16 protein-coding genes, 2 tRNA genes and 2 other RNA genes are annotated in these 22,115 nt (G+C 52.2%); 10 read left to right on the plus strand and 10 right to left on the minus strand.

Annotation, left to right across the window (positions count from 1 at the left end):
- Window positions 1-101 precede the first annotated feature (101 nt).
- Complete coding sequence (locus QVF11_RS11850; protein ID WP_112213383.1) at window positions 102-1,481, plus strand: YchO/YchP family invasin; 1,380 nt, start codon at window positions 102-104, stop codon at window positions 1,479-1,481.
- Here QVF11_RS11850 and narL read toward each other — a convergent pair.
- On the minus strand, window positions 1,478-2,128 hold the full coding sequence (narL, locus tag QVF11_RS11855) for a two-component system response regulator NarL (RefSeq protein ID WP_110274181.1): 651 nt from the start codon (window positions 2,126-2,128) through the stop codon (window positions 1,478-1,480). The two genes, QVF11_RS11850 and narL, sit on opposite strands and share 4 nt — an antisense overlap.
- 10 nt (window positions 2,129-2,138) lie before the next feature.
- The gene (narX, locus tag QVF11_RS11860; protein ID WP_112213384.1) at window positions 2,139-3,917 is read right to left on the minus strand and encodes a nitrate/nitrite two-component system sensor histidine kinase NarX; all 1,779 of its coding nucleotides are present in this window, start codon (window positions 3,915-3,917) and stop codon (window positions 2,139-2,141) included.
- A 310-nt stretch (window positions 3,918-4,227) separates the two neighbouring features.
- Here narX and QVF11_RS11865 point away from each other — a divergent pair, with 310 nt between their 5' ends.
- On the plus strand, window positions 4,228-5,616 hold the full coding sequence (locus QVF11_RS11865; protein WP_112213385.1) for a NarK family nitrate/nitrite MFS transporter: 1,389 nt from the start codon (window positions 4,228-4,230) through the stop codon (window positions 5,614-5,616).
- On the opposite strand, the gene QVF11_RS11870 is transcribed toward QVF11_RS11865, so the two are convergent.
- Window positions 5,595-8,006: a patatin-like phospholipase family protein gene (locus QVF11_RS11870; RefSeq protein ID WP_287857062.1), complete on the minus strand. Its 2,412-nt coding sequence runs from the start codon at window positions 8,004-8,006 to the stop codon at window positions 5,595-5,597. The genes QVF11_RS11865 and QVF11_RS11870 overlap by 22 nt on opposite strands.
- A gap of 353 nt (window positions 8,007-8,359) precedes the next feature.
- Here QVF11_RS11870 and QVF11_RS11875 point away from each other — a divergent pair, with 353 nt between their 5' ends.
- From QVF11_RS11875 to narI, 4 genes are read left to right on the plus strand one after another with little or no spacing between them, the layout of a single operon-like run.
- Window positions 8,360-12,103 carry a nitrate reductase subunit alpha gene (locus QVF11_RS11875; protein ID WP_287857063.1) on the plus strand — a complete coding sequence of 1,248 codons (3,744 nt, stop codon included), beginning with the start codon at window positions 8,360-8,362 and terminating at the stop codon, window positions 12,101-12,103.
- Complete coding sequence (gene narH, locus QVF11_RS11880) at window positions 12,100-13,638, plus strand: nitrate reductase subunit beta (RefSeq protein WP_182239432.1); 1,539 nt, start codon at window positions 12,100-12,102, stop codon at window positions 13,636-13,638. Before QVF11_RS11875 ends, narH begins: the two co-directional genes overlap by 4 nt.
- A complete protein-coding gene (narJ, locus tag QVF11_RS11885) occupies window positions 13,635-14,345 on the plus strand; it encodes a nitrate reductase molybdenum cofactor assembly chaperone (RefSeq protein WP_287857067.1) in 711 nt (236 codons plus the stop codon). The genes narH and narJ overlap by 4 nt, the downstream gene beginning before the upstream one ends.
- Window positions 14,345-15,022: a respiratory nitrate reductase subunit gamma gene (narI, locus tag QVF11_RS11890; RefSeq protein ID WP_112213390.1), complete on the plus strand. Its 678-nt coding sequence runs from the start codon at window positions 14,345-14,347 to the stop codon at window positions 15,020-15,022. Before narJ ends, narI begins: the two co-directional genes overlap by 1 nt.
- Window positions 15,023-15,259: 237 nt before the next feature.
- Here the strand turns inward: narI and QVF11_RS11895 are convergent.
- The 6 genes from QVF11_RS11895 to QVF11_RS11920 all read right to left on the minus strand — a co-directional run bounded on the left by QVF11_RS11895 (window position 15,260) and on the right by QVF11_RS11920 (window position 17,316).
- Window positions 15,260-15,387, minus strand: a non-coding RNA gene (locus QVF11_RS11895) — RtT sRNA.
- 46 nt (window positions 15,388-15,433) lie between these two features.
- Window positions 15,434-15,518, minus strand: a tRNA-Tyr gene (locus QVF11_RS11900).
- A gap of 36 nt (window positions 15,519-15,554) precedes the next feature.
- Window positions 15,555-15,686, minus strand: a non-coding RNA gene (locus QVF11_RS11905) — RtT sRNA.
- A 43-nt stretch (window positions 15,687-15,729) separates the two neighbouring features.
- Window positions 15,730-15,814 (minus strand) — tRNA-Tyr (locus tag QVF11_RS11910).
- 158 nt (window positions 15,815-15,972) lie between these two features.
- The gene (gene purU / locus QVF11_RS11915; protein ID WP_110275575.1) at window positions 15,973-16,815 is read right to left on the minus strand and encodes a formyltetrahydrofolate deformylase; all 843 of its coding nucleotides are present in this window, start codon (window positions 16,813-16,815) and stop codon (window positions 15,973-15,975) included.
- A 42-nt stretch (window positions 16,816-16,857) separates the two neighbouring features.
- On the minus strand, window positions 16,858-17,316 hold the full coding sequence (locus QVF11_RS11920; protein ID WP_112213391.1) for a YchJ family protein: 459 nt from the start codon (window positions 17,314-17,316) through the stop codon (window positions 16,858-16,860).
- 111 nt (window positions 17,317-17,427) lie between these two features.
- On the opposite strand from QVF11_RS11920, the gene rssA reads away from it, so the two are divergent.
- The 3 genes from rssA (at window position 17,428) to galU (ending at window position 20,530) form a co-directional block, all read left to right on the plus strand.
- Window positions 17,428-18,327, plus strand: a complete 900-nt coding sequence (rssA, locus tag QVF11_RS11925) for a patatin-like phospholipase RssA (RefSeq protein ID WP_112213392.1) — start codon at window positions 17,428-17,430, stop codon at window positions 18,325-18,327.
- An 89-nt stretch (window positions 18,328-18,416) separates the two neighbouring features.
- Window positions 18,417-19,430 carry a two-component system response regulator RssB gene (rssB, locus tag QVF11_RS11930; RefSeq protein WP_112213393.1) on the plus strand — a complete coding sequence of 338 codons (1,014 nt, stop codon included), beginning with the start codon at window positions 18,417-18,419 and terminating at the stop codon, window positions 19,428-19,430.
- 197 nt (window positions 19,431-19,627) lie between these two features.
- Window positions 19,628-20,530, plus strand: coding sequence for a UTP--glucose-1-phosphate uridylyltransferase GalU (galU, locus tag QVF11_RS11935; RefSeq protein WP_112213394.1), 903 nt, complete (start codon window positions 19,628-19,630; stop codon window positions 20,528-20,530).
- Window positions 20,531-20,664: 134 nt separating this feature from the next.
- On the opposite strand, the gene hns is transcribed toward galU, so the two are convergent.
- On the minus strand, window positions 20,665-21,072 hold the full coding sequence (gene hns / locus QVF11_RS11940; protein WP_041146073.1) for a histone-like nucleoid-structuring protein H-NS: 408 nt from the start codon (window positions 21,070-21,072) through the stop codon (window positions 20,665-20,667).
- A 558-nt stretch (window positions 21,073-21,630) separates the two neighbouring features.
- Between hns and QVF11_RS11945 the strand changes: the two genes are divergently transcribed.
- Window positions 21,631-22,115 (plus strand): thymidine kinase (locus QVF11_RS11945; RefSeq protein WP_287857073.1); only part of this gene is annotated, 485 nt, incomplete at its 3' end.

Raw genomic sequence — 22,115 nt, forward strand, 5'->3', positions numbered from 1 at the left:
ATTCAGTATATTCCTGGAATTATTCTGAAGGCTGCGAGGGATGGCAAAAAACGATAAACTTACGTTTTACTGCCATCCTTCGTGAGTAGACGTAACCGATTTTGAGTTCTTTGCCGTTCCGTGTAACCCCGTATTTACCGCTTCTCCTGCTATTGGCAGGGATCCCCGCCCGCGCGTTGCAGGATAATCGGGCCCTCTTGAGGGAACCAGCAGCATTACCCGATCTTGGTCTGGCGCCGCAGGTTGATGATGATGCAAAACATTTTGCCGAAATGGCGAAAAAGTTTGGTGAAGCCAGTATGAGCGATAACGGGCTGACAACCAGCGAGCAGGCGCGGGTATTTGCCATCGGTAAGTTGGGGAATGAGGTAAGCCATCAGTTAGAAAACTGGCTTTCGCCGTGGGGCAACGCCAATGTCGATCTGCTGGTCGACAAAGAAGGCAATTTTACCGGTAGTAAAGGAAGCTGGTTTGTCCCGTTACAGGATAACGGCGACTATCTCACCTGGAACCAGTACTCTGTCACGCAGCGGGATAACGGGCTGGTGGGCAATATTGGCCTCGGCCAGCGCTGGCGGATGGGCTCCTGGCTGCTGGGCTATAACTCGTTCTATGACAAAGTTCTGGATGATCGCCTGGCGCGCGGCAGCGTTGGAGCTGAGGCCTGGGGGGAATCGATGCGCCTGTCGGCGAACTACTATCAACCGCTCAGCGGCTGGCAGCAAAGAAGTAGCGTGACCCAGCAGCAACGAATGGCCAGCGGCTACGATGTGACCGCCCAGGCGCGGCTGCCGTTTTATCAGCATATTAATACCAGCGTCAGCGTGGAGCAGTATTTTGGCGATAACGTCGACTTGTTCCACTCGGGTACCGGTTATCACAATCCGGTGGCGGTGTCGGTGGGGCTGAATTACACCCCCGTTCCGCTGGTGACGGTGACGGCAAAACATAAACAAGGCGAGAGCGGCGTCAGCCAAAACGATGTGGGATTGAAGCTCAATTATCGCTTTGGCGTGCCGTTAAAACAGCAACTGGCGGCCGATGAAGTGGCGGTAAGCCGTTCGCTGCGCGGCAGCCGTTACGATAGCCCGGAACGCGATAATCTACCGGTGGTTGAATATCGTCAGCGCAAAACCTTGTCAGTGTATCTTGCGACGCCACCATGGGATCTTCAGCCGGGGGAGACGGTGCAACTGAAGTTGCAAATTCGCAGTCTGCACGGGATAAAGTCGCTGAGCTGGCAGGGCGATACTCAGGCGCTAAGCCTGACGCCGCCGATAGAGGCAAACGGTCCTGATGGTTGGAGCATCATTATGCCGCGTTGGAACAGTGACGCCGGGGCGGGCAATCGCTGGCACCTTTCGCTGGTGGTAGAGGATAAAACGGGTCAGCGCGTCTCATCCAATGAGATCGCACTGGCGCTGACCGAGCCGCTGGTGAGCTTACCGGCCGAGGGCATTTCCTGGCAGCATATGCCCTAGAATACGCGCTCCTGATGAACCCAAACCGCCGCTTCCACGCGTGATTTCAGCTTCATTTTCTTCAGCATATGCTTGACGTGTACTTTTACGGTGCTTTCGGTGATATCCAGACGGCGGGCGATCATTTTGTTCGGCAGGCCCTGGGCAATCAGCTTGAGAATGTCGCGCTCGCGCGGGGTAAGCTGGCTGATGTCGCGATCGGATGTGGCGCGGTTGGCACGCAGGCTGGCTGCCAGCACTGGGGTTAATGCTTCGCTGAGCACCATTTCGCCCGCCGCCGCCTGTTGCAGCGCCTTCAGCAGATCTTCCGGTTCCATATCTTTCAGCAGGTAGCCATCGGCACCGCGTTTCAGGGCGGTAACCACATCTTCTTCATGATTGGAGACGCTAAACACTACTACGCGACCGGAAAGCGACTTTTCGCGCAGCTTGTCGAGGGTTTCAAGGCCGTTCATGCCCGGCATATTGAGATCCAGCAGAATCAAATCTGGATCCAGCGACTCAGCCAGGGCGATACCTTGTTCGCCATTGCTGGCCTCGCCGATGACCTGGATATCCGGGGCCATGCTGACGAGTTGTTTGACGCCGGTGCGCAGCATCGGATGATCGTCAATGAGAAGGATGGTTGCCCGTTCCTGTTGACTCATAGGGTTCTCCTTATTGGATTGAAAGCGATTTTTCAGGGATAAAAGTGACGACCACTTCCGTGCCGCCGGTTTCCCGACGCCGCACCTGGCAGTCTCCGCGCAAGCTCTGGGCGCGATCGCGCATAATAATTAAGCCGTAATGGTTACTGCGCTCCGCGTGGTCCGGCACGCCTCGGCCGTTATCGGCTACCACCAGTCGGACCTGATTATCCCGTAGCGCAACGGTAACGCTGACGTCCGTCGCATTGGCATGCTTCAGGGCGTTGCTTAGCGCCTCGCGGGCAATTTGTAGCAGGTGAATTGCCTGGTGCGAGGGAACAAAACGCGGCGGCAACTGGTAGTCCAGGCGTACCGTAAAGCCGAAATGAGCGCTGTATTCCTGGCAGCTGGCTTCCAGCGCCGGGCGCAGACCGGTTTCGGTTAACTGTAGACGGAAGGTTGTTAGCAGTTCGCGCAGCTGCGCCCATGAGGTATTGAGTTCATTGCGAATCTGCCCCAGCAGCTGACGGCTGGCATCCGGCAGGTCTTCGCCCTGCATTTGCAGGCAACTGACCTGCATTTTCATGCACGAGAGCGACTGGGCAATAGAGTCGTGGAGCTCGCGGGCGATAGTGGCGCGCTCTTCCATCACGATAAGCTGCTGCTGGCGCTCTTGATGATGGTCGAGCGCGAGGGTGCCGGTGAGTTGTTCCACAAGGGTATCAACCAGTTGCTGTTGATCGTGGCTTAGATGCCGACCAACGGGCAGAGTGGCCAGCAGAATTCCGTACTGATTATGGGCGTCCGACAGTCGCCATTTCAATGTGGTTCCGGCATCGGGCAGCGGCGGCAGATCGCGCGGACACAGGTAGCAACCTCTGTCATCGCACTGAATATCGGAGTGGCAGGCGAACTCCTGGTGGTTGTCTTCATCTTCAAGATCATAAACCCGAACTTCAATATCGCGCAGCAGAGTTAACCCTTGCAAACCGTTGAGCACAGGCGAGATGCGCTCGCAGAGCGGAGCGTTGGAGTGCAGGCGGCGATTGGCTTGCCACAGGAAGGCGAGAATCTCATTTTTCTGCTCCAGCCCGGCGGTTTTTTCCTGCACCCGGCGTTCGAGCACCGAATAGCTTTCGGCGAGCTCTTCGGACATGTTGTTTAGCGCCATTCCGAGCGTCGCCATCTCATCGCGCCCGTTAATCTGGGTACGCTGGGTAAAATCGCGTTGGCTCACCGCGCGTGCCATATCCAGCAGCTGTTTCCAGGGGCGTAACAAGCGTGCGCGTAGCCAAATAATGGTAAACACCAGCAGCAGCGCCATAATGACCGCCATGATTCGCTGGATCCAGACGACGTGTTTTATCCGCTCCTCGGTGGTGTGATCGAAAGCGGTGACAAGCTGGTCGATGCGGTCAACAAAGCCGGCAACATCTGTGGCTACCGTGGCCTGATTTTGTGCCTTACGCATACCGGGTGCGAGCTCCAGTTGCCAGTAATGTTGCAGAGCCTGGAGCTGTTCTTGCTGATCGTCATGGCGAGCGGCGTACTGGAGTTCCGGACTAAAGACGGTGGCGGTCATTTCATCCAGCAGCTTTTGATCGCTTTCACGTAACGGGATGGCTGCCAACAGTCGATAGCTCTGCATGCGCAGCGAACCGGCTTTATTAATAGCGTGCGCGCTGCCCTGAACGCCGTGCACCAGGCGAGAGGAGATAGCCATTCCGGCGACACCTATCACTGTGGCCAATAGAACGATTAACACGAGTTGATTAACCAGCGTTAGCGGCGTAAAAAGACGTTTCAACATGAGGTATGTGCTCCTGACCGGCAAATCATCCGGGAGTGGTGCTTATTCTCGGACATCCCCTGGAGTATACCCATACCCCTAAAGGATTACCCCTTAATTGTCAGTCATTGATGGGCTGGTGGCAGGGGTAGGGGTAAAGACAGCAGTAGCGTGAAAAACCACACTTTTTTGCGCAGAAATAGCTACTCACTTCGGGTGATGATTTTTTTTTAGCCAAATTAACGCCCACTTTTCCTTTGATTTATATCAACTTACCGCAGGCTGTAACCCATAAGGTAGCCAGGGTTAATACGAATAATCAGAGGTGTCTATGAGTCACTCTTCAATCCCGGAGAAGACTAACAGCTCAGTCATTACCGACTGGCGTCCTGAAGATCCTGAATTTTGGCAGCAGCGCGGTCATCGCGTCGCCAGCCGCAATCTGTGGATCTCCGTTCCATGTCTTTTACTGGCATTCTGCGTCTGGATGTTATTCAGCGCCGTTGCCGTCAACCTGAATAAAGTGGGCTTTCAGTTCACCACCGACCAGCTATTTATGCTGACCGCGCTGCCGGCGCTGTCCGGCGCGCTTTTGCGCGTACCTTATGCGTTTATGGTCCCGCTGTTCGGTGGGCGTCGCTGGACTGCATTCAGTACCGGGATCATGATCGTACCGTGCGTGTGGTTAGGTTTTGCGGTGCAGGACACCTCTACTCCGTTCAGCATTTTCGTGATTATTTCGCTGCTGTGCGGCTTCGCCGGGGCTAACTTTGCTTCCAGTATGGCGAACATCAGCTTCTTCTTCCCGAAACAGAAACAGGGCGGCGCGTTGGGCATCAACGGCGGCCTTGGCAATATGGGCGTCAGCGTGATGCAGCTGGTTGCTCCTCTGGTGGTATCCCTGTCTATTTTCGCCGTCTTTGGTGGAACCGGTAGCGAACAACCGGACGGCTCTATGTTGTATCTGGAAAACGCGGCGTGGATCTGGGTGCCGTTCCTGATAGCCTTCACCCTGGCGGCGTGGTTCTTTATGAACGATCTGTCGGCATCAAAGGCTTCCCTGAGCGAGCAGTTGCCAGTACTTAAACGCGCGCATCTGTGGATTATGGCGCTGTTGTATCTTGCCACCTTCGGCTCATTCATCGGCTTCTCGGCGGGCTTTGCTATGCTGTCGAAGACTCAGTTTCCCGATGTGCAGATCCTGCACTACGCGTTCTTTGGGCCGTTTATCGGCGCACTGGCGCGCTCTACCGGCGGGGCGATTTCCGACCGACTGGGCGGGACTCGCGTGACGCTGGTGAACTTCGTGGTGATGGCTATTTTCTGCGGCCTGCTGTTTCTGACACTGCCAACGAACGGTGAGGGTGGTAACTTTATCGCCTTCTTCGCGGTATTTATGGTGCTGTTCCTGACTGCCGGTCTGGGTAGTGCTTCAACCTTCCAGATGATCTCGGTTATCTTCCGTAAAATGACCATGGAACGCGTGAAGGCGCAGGGCGGTAGCGAAGCGCAGGCGATGCGCGAAGCGGCCACCGATACGGCGGCGGCGCTGGGCTTTATCTCCGCGATTGGCGCTATCGGCGGGTTCTTCATTCCGAAAGCGTTTGGTATCTCGCTGGATTTGACCGGTTCCCCGGCCGGAGCGATGAAAATCTTCCTGGTGTTCTATATTGCCTGCGTGGTGATTACGTGGGCGGTTTACGGGCGCAAGCAAAAATAATATTTCTTGCTGGACTGGGCGCAACAGAGTTGCGCCCTTTTTATAACGAATAAATGCTGCTCAGAAATAACGCTTCCGGCGAGGAATCCCAACTGGTGATAGGCTTCCCACTGGGCTTCATCGAAAAATTGATCGCCCGTTGTTTGCTGTGGGAACGTGTCATTTCGTCCGGCGTAGCCGGCAGTGGCAAGATCCATCCCCGGCAATAAATGCGGTTTAATAATGAGTAATTGTCCGGTTTTTTTCGCAAAGCCATTGATCTCTGGATAATGAACGATCGCCTGGAGTAAGGCTGGTGAAGGTTGTTTTACTTTTAATGCCGATTGCGAGGTATAGTCGCTGTTAATAGGGGTTTTAAACACAATATCAATTGCCATATCAATTTTGGCTTTACGTACCAGGTTCTCAAGATCGTCGAATAAAAAATGAGGGTCGGCACCACAATCCGCGACGACAATTGAATCTAACCTGCGTTTCAGCAATGGGTAAACGCCCGTATTTTCAAAATGACCGCCATCTGTCAAATACCATTTCTCATTGCTCAATCCGGGGAAGCGGGCGAACATTTCAGCACAAAGATAAGTTAAATGCGTGTGCGGCCATTTCAATCCAGGCGCATTATCTTTGCGCTTTGCTTGTCGACTGGGAGAGAGATTTTTTGACCAAAAGCCCAGCCGACCGCCAACTAAATAGATCATAAATGCCAGGCCTGGCGATGTCTTTGAACCCATGCCCGTTGAGACCGCTGCGCCGGAAATAGCAAGCCACTGTGATAGCGTGGTGTGATTGAGGTTCTGCGGGGATTCAGGAAACTGGGTACCGGTTTCAACGCCAAAAGAACTGACCGTCAGGGCAATGCCTTTTCGGTCAGCATTATAGTTGTCGCTGCGATCGTCGATGGTCTGGTTAATACAGCTGGTGATTAAATGAATCGGACCGCCGTAATTGTGCGGCGCGTAATTCTCCATTGCCACATCATCGCCCGCCACCGTGGTGGTGATTTTTTCAATTGCATCCATCGCGCCAGGTAACTTGTCATCCAATGGGTTTTGCGGGAAACGTGGTTTGGTCGCTTTATTTTGTTTATGGGGATAGTTTCCTGTTGAGACCCAGGCGCGTTCGATACGCGCCCGATACAGATTATGCAGTGAGCTGAGATTAAGAAACTCAATAAAACGAGGCTGTTTACCTAACAGCCACAGAATAAGTAATGCCGTCAGTGCAGTCATCAAAGGTAAATAATTAAACCCGGCCAGAGGAACGTTCAAAACCGTTGAAATCTCGATCAGAGCAGCACAGACCGTTGTCAGACAAAAAAGCATCAGTAGATAGCCTGCGATGTTTCCGGCAAGCATAAGATTAAATGAGATTCGCTTATTACCGGCTGAAATTCGCGAGAGGAGCCAGTTGATAAGCTGGGTTTCTTTTAGCAGGCGAACTGCCGCTATGCTTAACGGACTGGAAATCAACATTATGCTGGTATTTGGGCCATGAAAGAGCGAAAACCACAGTAAAAATCCCGCCCGGTTAAGTCCCCATAAGGCGGCGAGGAGGGTGATAATCAGTAGATCCCAGGTGAGAGCCTGAGTTAAGGCCAGGCGAAATGCTGCTAAGTCTTTTATCTGCCGAAAGATATGCACCCAGGGAGCCATACAAATAAGCCAGATCAGCAGTGAAAGTTCCCAGGGGACTGGGCTCAAAAAGAGAAAGACCAGGCACAGCAGAACGCTGATGCCCAGCCCAAGGAGAAGCCAGTCCTGGTGTTGACGAAAGTACCAATAGGAAATTGCCAACCAGGCCGCCAGTGCTGCGGGGATCGCCACCAGGAGGGGAAAATGTTTAAGATCTGGAGGAAGCAGAAGTTGTAATTGCAAGGCCAGGCCTGCGCAGATAATGCAGAGTAAGGTGACAAAAAATAGCGAGGCGAAAAATGAGCGGAGAATCTGGCCGAAAGAAAGCGCAATATCTCGTGTTCCCGCAGGAGTGAGATAGCGTCCGTTATTGCGTAGCCATCCCAGCAGCAGCGAATTGTCTTTTCCTAAACCCGCTTCGACAGCAAGTGGACCGATCCCTTCCTGATAGCAACGTCCCAGCATTCCCCCCGTATATCCTCCGCCGGAGACCGTTGAGAGATAGTCAAACTTGTGCAGTAGTTCGTTTTTCGCCAGTGCCCTTAGCAACCCGAGGCTGAACGTCGCACTGCGGATTCCGCCACCGGAAAGTGCCAGACCATAAATCCCGGTGCACGGTTTTAATTCTGGCTCGTCACCATGAAGTGCAGCGGTGTCCGATTGGTTCTCTGGCCGGAGTAATTTGCGGCGGAGATTAATCGCCTTTTGTTCATTAGCGGGTAATGCATTGAATTTCAATCGAGTATTTTCATTGCACATGGGGATACCATCGAGGGGGGTTAGCGAGACGGTATTTTTAGTGTAGCCAGCCGGGAATCAATGGTGAGGATATATTTTAACGCTTGGGTAAAAGCGGATACCACCTAATAACTGGTTAAGAGTTCATGAAGAGGTAAATAAAGAGAATTTATTATAAAAACCAATAAAAACATATAGATAAAAAATAGACAAATATACCACCTAGGTGGTATTTTTTATTTTCTATATAAATCGTACGGATACCGTGGTTGATCGTTATCAATTCTCTCCCTCTTTCATAGCGTTACCTTCGCTGCAAATCCAGCAATGTCGATTTATCAGAGAGCCGTCAGGCTCCACACAGGAGAGACCCGATGAGTAAATTCCTGGACCGGTTTCGCTACTTCAAACAGAAGGGCGAGACCTTTGCCGATGGGCACGGCCAGCTTCTTAACACCAACCGGGATTGGGAGGATGGATACCGCCAACGTTGGCAGCACGATAAAGTTGTGCGCTCCACTCACGGTGTAAACTGCACCGGCTCATGCAGCTGGAAGATTTATGTCAAAAATGGCCTCGTCACCTGGGAAACCCAGCAGACTGACTATCCGCGTACCCGTCCGGATCTGCCCAACCACGAACCTCGCGGCTGCCCGCGCGGAGCCAGCTACTCCTGGTATCTCTATAGCGCCAACCGCCTGAAATATCCGCTGATGCGTAAGCGCCTGATGAAAATGTGGCGTGAAGCTAAGGTGCAGCATAGCGATCCAGTCGCTGCCTGGGCTTCCATTATTGAAGATGCCGACAAGGCAAAAAGCTTCAAACAGGCGCGCGGTCGCGGCGGCTTTGTGCGCTCCTCCTGGCAGGAAGTGAACGAGCTGATTGCAGCATCCAACGTTTACACTGTTAAAACCTACGGCCCGGACCGCGTGGCTGGCTTCTCGCCCATTCCGGCCATGTCGATGGTTTCTTACGCCTCCGGCGCACGTTATCTGTCGCTGATTGGCGGCACCTGTCTGAGCTTCTACGACTGGTATTGTGACTTACCTCCTGCGTCACCGCAGACCTGGGGTGAGCAGACCGATGTTCCGGAATCCGCTGACTGGTACAACTCCAGCTACATCATCGCCTGGGGCTCTAACGTTCCACAAACCCGTACGCCAGATGCGCACTTCTTTACTGAAGTTCGTTATAAAGGCACCAAAACCGTTGCTATCACTCCGGACTACGCCGAAATCGCTAAACTGTGCGACCTGTGGTTGGCACCGAAACAGGGTACTGATGCAGCAATGGCGCTGGCAATGGGTCACGTGATGTTGCGTGAATTCCACCTCGATAAACCAAGTCAGTACTTCACCGACTACGTTCGTCGCTACACCGACTTCCCGATGCTGGTCATGCTTGAAGAGCGCGAAGGTTATTATGCTGCGGGCCGTATGTTGCGTGCTGCTGACCTGGTTGACTCTCTGGGTCAGGAAAATAATCCGGAATGGAAAACCGTCGCGGTTAATACCGACGGCGATATGGTGGCACCGAACGGTTCTATCGGTTTCCGTTGGGGCGAAAAAGGTAAATGGAACCTTGAGCAACGCGACGGTAAATCCGGTGATGAAACCGAACTGCAACTGAGCCTGTTGGGTAGCCATGACGACGTGGCGCAGGTCGGCTTCCCGTACTTTGGCGGCGAAGGCACCGAGCACTTCACAAGCGTCGAGCTGGAAAATATCCTGCTGCACAAACTGCCGGTGAAACGCCTGCAACTGGCCGACGGCACTACCGCGCTGGTGACCACCGTTTACGACCTGACCATGGCCAACTACGGTCTGGAACGGGGTTTGAGCGATGAAAACTGTGCAACCAGCTACGAAGATATTAAAGCGTACACTCCGGCCTGGGCTGAGAAAATCACCGGCGTGCCGCGCGCGCAGATCATCCGCACCGCGCGTGAATTTGCCGACAACGCAGATAAGACGCACGGTCGTTCGATGATTATCGTTGGCGCTGGCCTGAACCACTGGTATCACCTCGATATGAACTATCGTGGCTTGATCAATATGCTGGTGTTCTGCGGTTGTATCGGTCAGAGCGGCGGTGGTTGGGCCCACTATGTCGGCCAGGAAAAACTGCGTCCGCAGACCGGCTGGCAGCCGCTGGCGTTTGCCCTTGACTGGCAGCGTCCGGCGCGCCACATGAACAGCACTTCCTACTTCTACAATCACTCCAGCCAATGGCGTTATGAGTCGGTTACCGCGCAGGAACTGTTGTCACCGATGGCGGATAAATCTCGCTACACCGGTCATCTGCTGGACTTTAACGTCCGTGCAGAACGTATGGGCTGGCTGCCGTCTGCACCGCAGTTAGGCACAAACCCACTGCGTATTGTTGATGATGCGAAGAAAGCCGGGATGGATCCGGTTGATTACACCGTTAAGGCGCTGAAAGAAGGCACCATTCGTTTTGCGGCTGAACAGCCAGAAAACGGTAAAAACCACCCGCGTAACCTGTTCATCTGGCGCTCTAACCTGCTGGGCTCTTCCGGTAAAGGCCATGAATACATGCTGAAATATCTGCTGGGTACCGAACACGGTATTCAGGGGATGGATCTCGGCAAGCAGGGCGGTCTGAAGCCAGAAGAAGTGGAATGGCAGGATAACGGTCTCGACGGTAAATTGGATCTGGTGGTGACGCTGGACTTCCGTCTGTCGAGCACCTGTCTGTATTCCGATATCGTGCTGCCAACGGCAACCTGGTATGAAAAAGACGACATGAATACCTCGGATATGCATCCGTTTATTCACCCGTTGTCTGCCGCTGTTGATCCAGCCTGGGAATCAAAAAGCGACTGGGAAATCTACAAAGGCATCGCGAAGAAATTCTCTGAAGTCTGCGTGGGACACCTCGGTCAGGAAACGGATATTGTTACGCTGCCAATCCAGCACGACTCTGCGGCCGAACTGGCACAGCCGTTAGATGTGAAGGACTGGAAAAAAGGCGAATGCGACCTGATCCCAGGTAAAACCGCACCGCACATTATCCCGGTTCAACGTGATTATCCGGCAACCTACGAGCGCTTTACCTCCATCGGGCCATTGATGGAAAAAATCGGTAACGGCGGTAAAGGAATTGCCTGGAACACCCAGAGCGAAATGGATCTGCTGCGTAAGCTCAACTACACCAAAGCAGAAGGCCCGGCGAAAGGCCAGCCGATGCTGGATACCGCGATTGACGCAGCCGAAATGATCCTCACCCTGGCGCCGGAAACCAACGGTCAGGTGGCGGTGAAAGCCTGGGCGGCGCTCAGCGAGTTTACCGGTCGCGATCACACGCACCTGGCGCTCAATAAAGAAGACGAAAAAATTCGCTTCCGTGATATTCAGGCGCAGCCGCGCAAGATTATCTCCAGCCCAACCTGGTCCGGTCTGGAAGACGAACACGTCTCCTACAACGCCGGTTATACCAACGTTCATGAACTGATCCCATGGCGTACGCTGTCTGGTCGTCAGTCCTTATATCAGGATCACCAGTGGATGCGTGATTTTGGTGAAAGTCTGCTGGTCTACCGTCCGCCGATCGATACCCGTTCGGTGAAAGAGGTGATGGGCAAGAAATCAAACGGCAACCCGGAGAAGGCGCTGAACTTCCTGACGCCGCACCAGAAATGGGGCATTCACTCAACCTACAGCGACAACCTGCTGATGCTGACTTTAGGTCGCGGTGGTCCGGTGGTGTGGATGAGTGAAGAAGATGCCAAAGAGATCGGTATTGAAGATAACGACTGGATTGAAGTCTTCAACAACAACGGTGCACTGACCGCGCGTGCGGTCGTCAGCCAACGTGTACCGGCCGGGATGACCATGATGTACCACGCGCAGGAACGTATTGTGAACCTGCCGGGTTCAGAAATTACCGGTCAACGCGGCGGTATCCATAACTCGGTGACCCGCATCACGCCAAAACCGACCCATATGATCGGCGGCTATGCGCAGCTGGCCTACAGCTTTAACTACTACGGTACCGTAGGGTCGAACCGTGATGAGTTTGTGGTGGTACGTAAGATGAAGAACATTGACTGGTTGGACGGCGAAGGCAATGACCAGGTACAGGAGAGCGTAAAATGAAAATTCGTTCACAAGTCGGCATGGTGCTGAATCTCGATAAATGCATCGGTTGCCACACCTGCTCGGTCACCTGTAAAAACGTCTGGACCAGCCGTGAAGGAACCGAGTACGCATGGTTCAACAACGTTGAAACCAAGCCGGGTACCGGTTTCCCGACCGACTGGGAAGACCAGGAAAAATACAAAGGCGGTTGGATCCGTAAAATCAACGGCAAGCTGGTGCCGCGCATGGGTAACAAAGCGCTGCTGCTGGGTAAAATCTTCGCTAACCCGCATCTGCCGGGTCTGGATGATTATTACGAGCCGTTTGATTTCGACTACCAGACGCTGCACAACGCACCGGCTGATAGCAAAGCCCAGCCGATTGCTCGTCCACGTTCGCTGATTACCGGCAAGCGCATGGACAAAATCACCAAGGGCCCGAACTGGGAAGATGACCTGGGCGGCGAGTTCGAGAAGCTGTCGAAAGACAAAAACTTCGAGAACATGCAGAAGGCAATGTACGGCCAGTTCGAAAACACCTTCATGATGTACCTGCCGCGCCTGTGCGAGCACTGTCTGAACCCGGCGTGCGTTGCCACCTGCCCGAGCGGTGCGATTTACAAGCGTGAAGAAGATGGCATCGTACTGATCGATCAGGATAAGTGCCGCGGCTGGCGTATGTGCATCACCGGCTGCCCGTACAAAAAAATCTACTTCAACTGGAAGAGTGGCAAGTCTGAAAAATGCATCTTCTGCTATCCGCGTATTGAAGCGGGTCAGCCGACCGTGTGTTCAGAAACCTGCGTGGGCCGTATTCGTTACCTCGGCGTGCTGCTGTATGACGCGGATGCCATTGAAACCGCAGCCAGCACCGAGAACGAGAAAGATCTGTATCAGCGTCAACTGGACGTGTTCCTCGATCCGAACGATCCAAAAGTGATTGAGCAGGCGCAGAAAGACGGTATTCCGCTGAGCGTGATTGACGCGGCGCAGAAATCGCCGGTTTATAAAATGGCGATGGACTGGAAGCTGGCGCTGCCGCTGCACCCGGAATACCGCACGCTGCCAATGGTCTGGTATGTGCCGCCGCTGTCACCCATTCAGTCCGCCGCCGATGCGGGTGAACTAGGCAGCAACGGTATCCTGCCTGACGTTGAAAGCCTGCGTATCCCCGTTCAGTACCTGGCGAACCTGCTGACCGCAGGCGACACCCAGCCAGTACTGCTGGCGCTGAAACGTATGCTGGCGATGCGTCACTTCAAACGTACGGAAACTGTTGATGGCGTTATCGATACCCGTGCGCTGGAAGAGGTGGGTCTGACCGAAGCGCAGGCCCAGGAAATGTACCGTTACCTGGCGATTGCCAACTACGAAGATCGTTTCGTGGTACCAAGCAGTCACCGTGAACAAGCGCGCGACGCGTTCCCAGAGAAAAACGGTTGTGGCTTTAGCTTCGGCGACGGCTGCCATGGTTCTGATACCAAGTTTAATCTGTTCAACAGTCGCCGTATTGACTCGGTGGATGTGAGCAGCAAAACGGAGCCGCACGCATGATTGAACTTGTGATTGTGTCACGCTTGCTCGAGTACCCTGATGCTGCCTTATGGCAACATCAGGACGAACTCTTCGACGTTCTGTCTGAATCAGAAAAACTGGAGCCCGCAGATGCCCAAGCCCTGGGCGTCTTCCTGCGCGATTTAACCGCGCAGGATCTATTGGATGCTCAGGCCGCTTACAGCGAACTGTTTGATCGCGGCCGCGCAACCTCGCTGCTGCTGTTTGAACACGTGCATGGCGAATCCCGTGACCGTGGACAGGCGATGGTCGATCTACTGAACCAGTACGAACAGCACGGTCTGATGCTTGATAGCCGCGAGCTGCCGGATCATCTGCCGCTGTATCTGGAATATCTGGCGCAGCTGCCGGAGAGCGAAGCGATTGGCGGTTTACAGGATATTGCGCCGATTCTGGCGCTGCTCTGTGCCCGTCTTCAACAGCGTGAGAGCCGTTATGCGGTGCTGTTTGAGCAGCTGCTGAAGCTTGCCAATAGCGCGGTAGATGAAGCGAAAGTGGCGGAGAAAATTGCTGACGAAGCCCGTGACGACACGCCGCAGGCGCTGGATGCGGTCTGGGAAGAAGAGCAGGTCAAATTCTTTGCCGATCAGGGCTGCGGTGAGTCGGAAATTTCGAATCACCAGCGTCGTTTTGCCGGAGCCGTTGCCCCGCAATATTTGAATATCTCTAACGGAGGACAGCAATAATGCACTTCCTGAATATGTTCTTCTTTGACATTTATCCGTACATTGCGGGTTCTGTCTTCCTGATCGGCAGCTGGCTGCGCTATGACTACGGCCAGTACACCTGGCGCGCCGCTTCCAGCCAGATGCTGGACCGCAAAGGGATGAACCTGGCATCGAACCTGTTCCATATCGGGATTCTGGGTATTTTTGCCGGCCACTTCTTAGGTATGCTGACACCACACTGGATGTACGAAGCGTGGCTGCCGCTGGAAGTGAAACAGAAGATGGCGATGTTTGCCGGCGGTGCTTCTGGCGTCATGTGCCTGGTGGGCGGAGTGCTGTTGCTGAAGCGTCGTCTGTTTAGTCCGCGCGTGCGTGCGACCACGACCGGCGCCGATATTTTGGTGCTCTCCGTGCTGGTTATCCAGTGCGCGCTGGGCCTGCTGACTATTCCGTTCTCCGCTCAGCATATGGACGGTAGCGAAATGATGAAGCTGGTCAATTGGGCGCAGTCCGTGGTGACCTTCCATGGTGGTGCTTCTCAGCATCTGGACGGGGTAGCGTTTATCTTCCGTATGCACCTTGTTCTCGGAATGACGCTGTTCCTGCTGTTCCCGTTCTCGCGTCTGGTACACATCTGGAGCGTGCCGGTCGAGTATCTGACCCGCAAGTATCAGATTGTTCGTGCGCGTCACTAATACAGCGCTCTAACGTACTAAACCCTGCTTCGGCGGGGTTTTTTTATACCTGAATATCGGTGCTCTCCCGGCGGCGCTGCGCTTGGCCGGGCTACTAACAGCATGTCCCTGTAGTCCGGCCAAGCGCAGCGCCGCTGGGATATATATGGCAGAGAGATAAAAACAGTTTAGAAAGCAAAAAGAGATAACTAAGTTAGATTTGAATACTAAATTGGAGAAGGTACTACGAGGAAGTGATGGTGGTGGGGGAAGGATGACTCGGCTGCGCCTCGCCCTTCGGGTCGTTGCCTGCGGCAACGCTTTCTCGCTGGCGCTCGAATCGAACCTTAGTCGAAGCTTCTCATCCTTCCCTGCATGGGCAGAACATAGAATTTCAGTGTTTTGATTTAGTAAGTTGCTATCAGGAAGTAATGGTGGTGGGGGAAGGATTCGAACCTTCGAAGTCGATGACGGCAGATTTACAGTCTGCTCCCTTTGGCCGCTCGGGAACCCCACCCGGGGTAATCCATATTGTAGAGGTAAAGCTTTGAGATGGTGGTGGGGGAAGGATTATTCGTCGCTTCGCTCCTCACCCTTCGGGCCGTTGCCTGCGGCAACGTTGTCTCGCTTTCGCTCGACTCGAACCTTGGTCGAAGGTTCTCACCCTTCCGAGTGAGTGCAAACTTCAGCATGACTCATTGGGGTAACTACATCGCTGTAGTGAATAATGGTGGTGGGGGAAGGATTCGAACCTTCGAAGTCGATGACGGCAGATTTACAGTCTGCTCCCTTTGGCCGCTCGGGAACCCCACCACGGGGTAATGCTTATACTGGCCTGCTTCCTTCTCGGGAAGCGGGGCGCATCATATCAAATGACGCGCCGCTGTAAAGTATTCCTTTGATAAAAACAAACTGGTTGCCTGCTTTTTACGCGTAAAGCCGCAAAGCTAACCAGCTAATTTCATTATCGATTAAAGAATAATCGTCCGATTGCCGTAAACGAATACCCGCTGCGCCAGAACCTGATATAAAGCACGGCTCAGCACATTTTTCTCGACGTCACGACCCGCACGCATCATATCTTCTGCGGTGTAGGTGTGATCCACGTGAATCACGTCCTGCATAATGATTGGGCCTTCATCGAGATTATCGTTCACGTAGTGCGCGGTCGCGCCAATAATCTTCACGCCGCGATCGTATGCCTGATGGTAAGGGCGTGCGCCAATAAAGGCTGGCAGGAACGAGTGGTGAATATTAATGATTTTATTTGGAAAGCGAGAGACGAATTCCGGGGTCAGCACGCGCATATATTTTGCCAGTACGACATAATCTGGCTCAAGAGCGGCAATGGCATCGCCCATTTGCTTATCGTGCTCTTCGCGGGTTAAACCTTCATGGCTTACCAACTGGAAGGGGATATCAAATCGTTCAACCAAAGTGCGCAGCGTTTCATGGTTACCGATAACGGCGGCAATTTCTACGTCCAGCCCACCATAGTTGGCTTTCATCAGCAGATCGCCCAGGCAGTGTGCCTCTTTGGTCACCAAAATCACGACACGGCGACGGCCTGCTGGGTTTAACTCACGAATAGAGCCTTCTGGCAGAGCGCTGTCGAGGTCTGCCAGCAGAATGGAATCATTGAAAATACCTTCAAGCTCGGTACGCATAAAGAAACGACCGGTCCGATGATCAACGAATTCGTTGTTTTGCACGATGTTCAGTTCGTGCTTGTAGCAGATATTAGTGATACGCGCGATGAGGCCTTTCTGATCAGGGCAAATAGTGCGTAGTACTTTACGTTGTAGTGAATGCATCGCGGGGAAAATCCTGTAGTGTTTGCTATTTCTGCTGCTGGCTTATTGGCCGCAACATTTTTTAAATTTTTTACCTGAACCGCAAGGGCAGGGGTCATTTCGACCAATGAGCGGTCGTGTGCCGTCAATATAGTACCACTGTCCGTTTTCTTTTAAGAATCTGGATCGTTCAATAATAGCCCCGGAGCGGTTATCGTCAGTAAAACGAGCGATAAAGCTGACGAAGCCTTCATCAGGACTGCGGCCAGTATCGGTGGCAAAGAGGGTTAAACCTTGCCATTGGGTTCGGGTAAATCCGTTCTCCAGGTCTGCGCGAAACTGTTGCGCCTGACAGGAGGGGTGCCATGTTTTGATCAGATAGTCGGCATCTTTCATGACAAATGCGCTGTAGCGGGATCGCATCAGCTGTGACGGATCCGGCGCAAGCTGTGTGCCAGCCAGATAACGCTGACAACATGAGCTATACTCCAGAGCGCTGCCACAGGGGCATAATTGCGACAAAACGGCCTCCATGGAAAAGAGAAAAACGGCGTTGTTACGCTAAAGTGCTTATGTTAACTGAGCGATGGCGATGATGCCATGCCCGGAGTGGAAGGATATGTTTCGGTAATAATGAGAAAGCTTAAAGTTGGTCTGGCATTAGGGGCAGGAGCCGCACGAGGGTGGTCGCACATCGGTGTGATCAATGCGTTACAGCGTGCAGGTATAGACGTTGATGTCATCGCGGGATGTTCTATTGGGTCGCTGGTAGGCGCAGCCTACGCTTGCAATCGACTTCCTGCGCTGGAGAAATGGGTATGCTCCTTTAGTAATTGGGACGTTCTGAAGTTAATGGATCTCTCCTGGCAACGCGGCGGATTACTGCGCGGCGAGCGTGTGTTCAGTCAGTATCGGCAGCTTATGCCCACCACTGACATTGAATGCTGCGAACGTCGATTTGCGGCCGTCACCACCAATTTAAGCACTGGCCGTGAATTGTGGTTTACTGAGGGGGATCTGCATCTTGCGGTACGCGCCTCTTGCAGTATGCCCGGGCTGATGTCGCCAGTGATGCATAATGGTTACTGGCTGGTGGATGGCGCGGTTGTCAATCCCGTGCCGGTGTCCCTGGCTCGCGCAATGGGCGCAGATATTGTGATTGCCGTTGATTTGCAGCACGATGCGCATCTGATGCAGCAAGATTTGTTATCCATGGAGGCGCGACGCCCGGAAGAGGAGGAAGATTTCTCCTGGCATTCTCGTATACGCACCCGGTTGACGCGCATGACTTCGCGCCGGGCGACGGTGACGCCAACGGCTATGGAGATCATGTCCACTTCTATTCAGGTGCTGGAAAATCGCCTTAAGCGAAACCGCATGGCGGGCGATCCGCCGGATATTCTGATACAACCCTTTTGCCCGCAAATCTCCACTCTTGATTTTCATCGAGCCGGTGAAGCTATAGCAGCTGGTCATCTGGCGGTTGAAAAGAAAATGGATGAACTATTACCTTTGGTGCGTACCTCCGCGTAGCGCATTTAACACCGACTTAAGTAAATTCTGACAGGCGATAGCGTGAATAGCATGCCACTATTACATTATCGTCAGCCAGAGGAGAGATCATGACGCAGCCATTGGCGGGTAAACAGATTCTGATAGTTGAAGACGAACCCGTTTTCCGCTCTCTTTTGCACACCTGGTTAACTTCGCTTGGTGCGACTATCGTACAGGCGGAGGATGGGGTGGATGCGCTTCAAAAAATGGCCGATTCAAAACCTGATCTGATGATTTGTGATATTTCGATGCCGCGTATGAATGGCCTGCAACTGGTTGAACATCTGCGCAATCAAGGTGAACAGCTGCCGATTCTGATGATATCAGCAACAGAAAATATGGCGGATATTGCTAAAGCGCTGCGCCTTGGTGTACAGGATATCCTGCTAAAGCCAGTGAGGGATTTTGAGCGCCTGAAGGAAACGGTCTATGCCTGCCTCTATCCCAACATGTTCAATTCGCGAGTGGAAGAGGAAGAGCGGTTATTTGAGGACTGGGATGCGCTAGTCAGTGACCCGAAAGCGGCATCGAGGCTGCTGCAGGAACTTCAGCCTCCTGTTCAACAGGAGATGTCCCGTTGTCGTATTCACTATCGCCAGCTTATGTCGGCTGATAAGCCTGGACTGGTTCTCGATATTGCACCGTTATCAGAAAACGATCTGGCGTTTTATTGTCTGGATGTCACGCGCGCGGGGGATAATGGGGTTCTTGCAGCCTTATTGTTGCGTGCACTGTTTAATGGACTGCTGCAAGAGCAGTTAGCTCATCAGGGGCAGCGCTTGCCGGAGATGGGAAGTCTGCTAAAACAGGTTAATCAATTGCTACGTCAGGCAAATTTGCCAGGGCAATTCCCATTATTGGTAGGGTATTACCACAGCGGATTGAAAAATTTGATATTAGTTTCTGCGGGTTTGAACGGCACGCTGAATACAGGCGAACACCAAATTCAGATTAGTAATGGGGTTCCGTTAGGAACGTTAGGTAATGCATATCTCAACCAAATAAGTCAACGCTGTACATCATGGCAGTGCCAAATTTGGGGGGCTGGTGGGCGTTTACGCCTTATGTTGTCTGCGGAATGAGCAATTGTGTTTATTTTAACTCTGCCAGGGTTACCGCACGATCTTTTGCGGTGGTACTATCGCCGGGTTTAATGCGTAAAAATCCTAATTCGGGGATATCCAATCCTTTTCAGACCAGGTTTGGCTGAGCAGGCTGATATACTCGATATCATATTATTAACGAGAAGTTTAAAAAACGAACAGTCCAGGAGATTTCAATGGCTGCGCTTAATTCAAAAGTAAGAAAAGCTGTAATCCCGGTCGCGGGATTAGGTACCCGGATGTTGCCTGCAACTAAGGCTATTCCTAAAGAAATGCTGCCGTTGGTAGACAAGCCTTTAATTCAATATGTTGTTAACGAGTGTATCGCAGCCGGGATTACTGAAATTGTTCTGGTCACGCACTCCTCCAAAAACTCTATCGAAAACCATTTTGATACCAGTTTTGAACTGGAAGCGATGCTGGAAAAACGTGTAAAACGCCAGCTGTTGGAAGAAGTTCAATCTATTTGTCCGCCGCACGTTACCATTATGCAGGTCCGTCAGGGGCTGGCTAAAGGTCTGGGTCATGCTGTGCTGTGTGCCCATCCTGTTGTTGGCGATGAGCCAGTCGCGGTTATTTTGCCAGACGTTATTCTGGATGAATTTGAATCCGATCTGTCCTGCGATAATCTGGCGGAAATGATTGCTCGTTTTGATGAGACTGGCGCCAGTCAAATCATGGTTGAACCCGTTGCAGACGTGACTGCATACGGCGTTGTTGACTGCAAAGGCCAGCCTCTGCAGCCGGGTGAGAGCGTTCCGATGGTTGGTGTTGTCGAAAAACCAAAAGCGGACGTTGCGCCGTCCAATCTGGCCGTTGTTGGTCGTTATGTGCTGAGCGCGGATATTTGGCCGCTGCTGGCAAAAACGCCTCCAGGAGCCGGTGATGAAATTCAGCTGACTGATGCAATTGATATGCTGATCGAAAAAGAAACGGTCGAAGCCTATCATATGAAAGGCGTGAGTCATGACTGTGGTAATAAACTGGGTTATATGCAAGCTTTTGTTGAATATGGCGTTCGCCATAAGTCACTGGGCGCAGAATTTAAAACCTGGCTGGAAAAAGCAGTCGCGAAGTAATCGTTATCTGAAGTACTACAAGAAGCCGGGAGCGATTTCGTTTCCCGGTTTTTTTATACCCGTACGGCGTATGTTGGATTAAGAGATAAAAAAATCCCGCCGGAGCGGGATTTTTAAACGGATACGATAGTTTATTACAGCAGGAAATCGTCCAGAGATTTACCCTGCTCATCCATCGCTTTCTTGATCACTGCCGGAGTACGACCCTGACCAGTCCAGGTTTTAGTTTCGCCATTTTCGTCAACGTAGCTATATTTAGCCGGACGTGCTGCACGTTTGGCTTTAGTACCCGCTTTAACAGCTGCCATGGTGCTCAGCAGCTCATTCGGATCAATACCATCAGCAATCAGCATTTCACGGTATTGCTGCAGTTTACGGGTGCGTTCTTCAATTTCCGCAGCAGCAGCGCTTTCTTCTTCGCGACGTTCGTTAACGACGACTTCTAATTTTTCCAGCATTTCTTCGAGCGTTTCAAGTGTGCATTCTCTTGCCTGCGCACGAAGAGTACGGATGTTGTTCAAAATTTTAAGTGCTTCGCTCATTGTAGTAATCTCAAACTTATATTGTGGGGTGGTTTGTTGGACTAATAATAGAGCGATAAAATCAGATGTGCAATAGGGGAGAATGTAAGGAAGTCAAAATAAGTTGTTATTTGTCTCGAGAATTAATTAATTTAAGTTAATTTTTCCGGGTGAGTTCACATCTTTACTGCTTATAGCGAAGTTGCATCCATAAGCTAAAACCCTGAGATAGTATGCTTTTTCTGATTCTCAGCGAGTAAAGTTATACTTCGCATGGATAAATATCATCTTCGGTATTAGCTCAGTGGTTGCGGTGATGTTTAATATAAAACACTTGTCCAGGTCCGTTATAGCCTCTCTGCAGGAACACGGATAAGCACAAAAGGACAATGGCACCGTAAGTCGCCGTGTCCCTGATCGTACGAATAGCAGACACGTCCTTCTATTAAAATGCTTAATCTTTTAGGTATCCGCAGGCTTAACATTGATCGCAATACCCGCCCTGAAAGGGCAGATAGAAGGAGAATATATGATACAATTTGGCTGCGATAAAACACATTGATTGGGGTCACGCAGCCGATGGCACAACTTTATTTCTACTATTCTGCAATGAATGCAGGTAAGTCTACCGCTCTGTTACAGTCTTCCTACAATTACCAGGAGCGAGGGATGCGTACCGTGGTTTATACGGCGGAGATAGACGATCGCTTTGGTTCCGGGAAGGTGAGTTCAAGAATTGGTCTATCATCGCCAGCACGATTGTATAATACTCAAACTTCATTATTTTCTGACATTGCCGGTGAACATGCGCGTCAGCCTATTCACTGCGTATTAGTGGATGAAAGCCAGTTCTTGACCCGTGAGCAGGTACATGAGTTGTCAGAAGTCGTCGACGAACTTGATATTCCCGTGTTGTGCTATGGCTTGCGTACGGATTTTCGTGGCGAATTGTTTATTGGCAGTCAATATTTGCTGGCATGGTCCGATAAATTGGTTGAATTAAAAACCATCTGGATTGGCCCCTATATTTCCATACACTTTTTATCACTTAACCCATTACTGGT

This window comes from Klebsiella sp. (assembly GCF_027492335.1).
GTDB lineage: Bacteria > Pseudomonadota > Gammaproteobacteria > Enterobacterales > Enterobacteriaceae > Klebsiella > Klebsiella huaxiensis.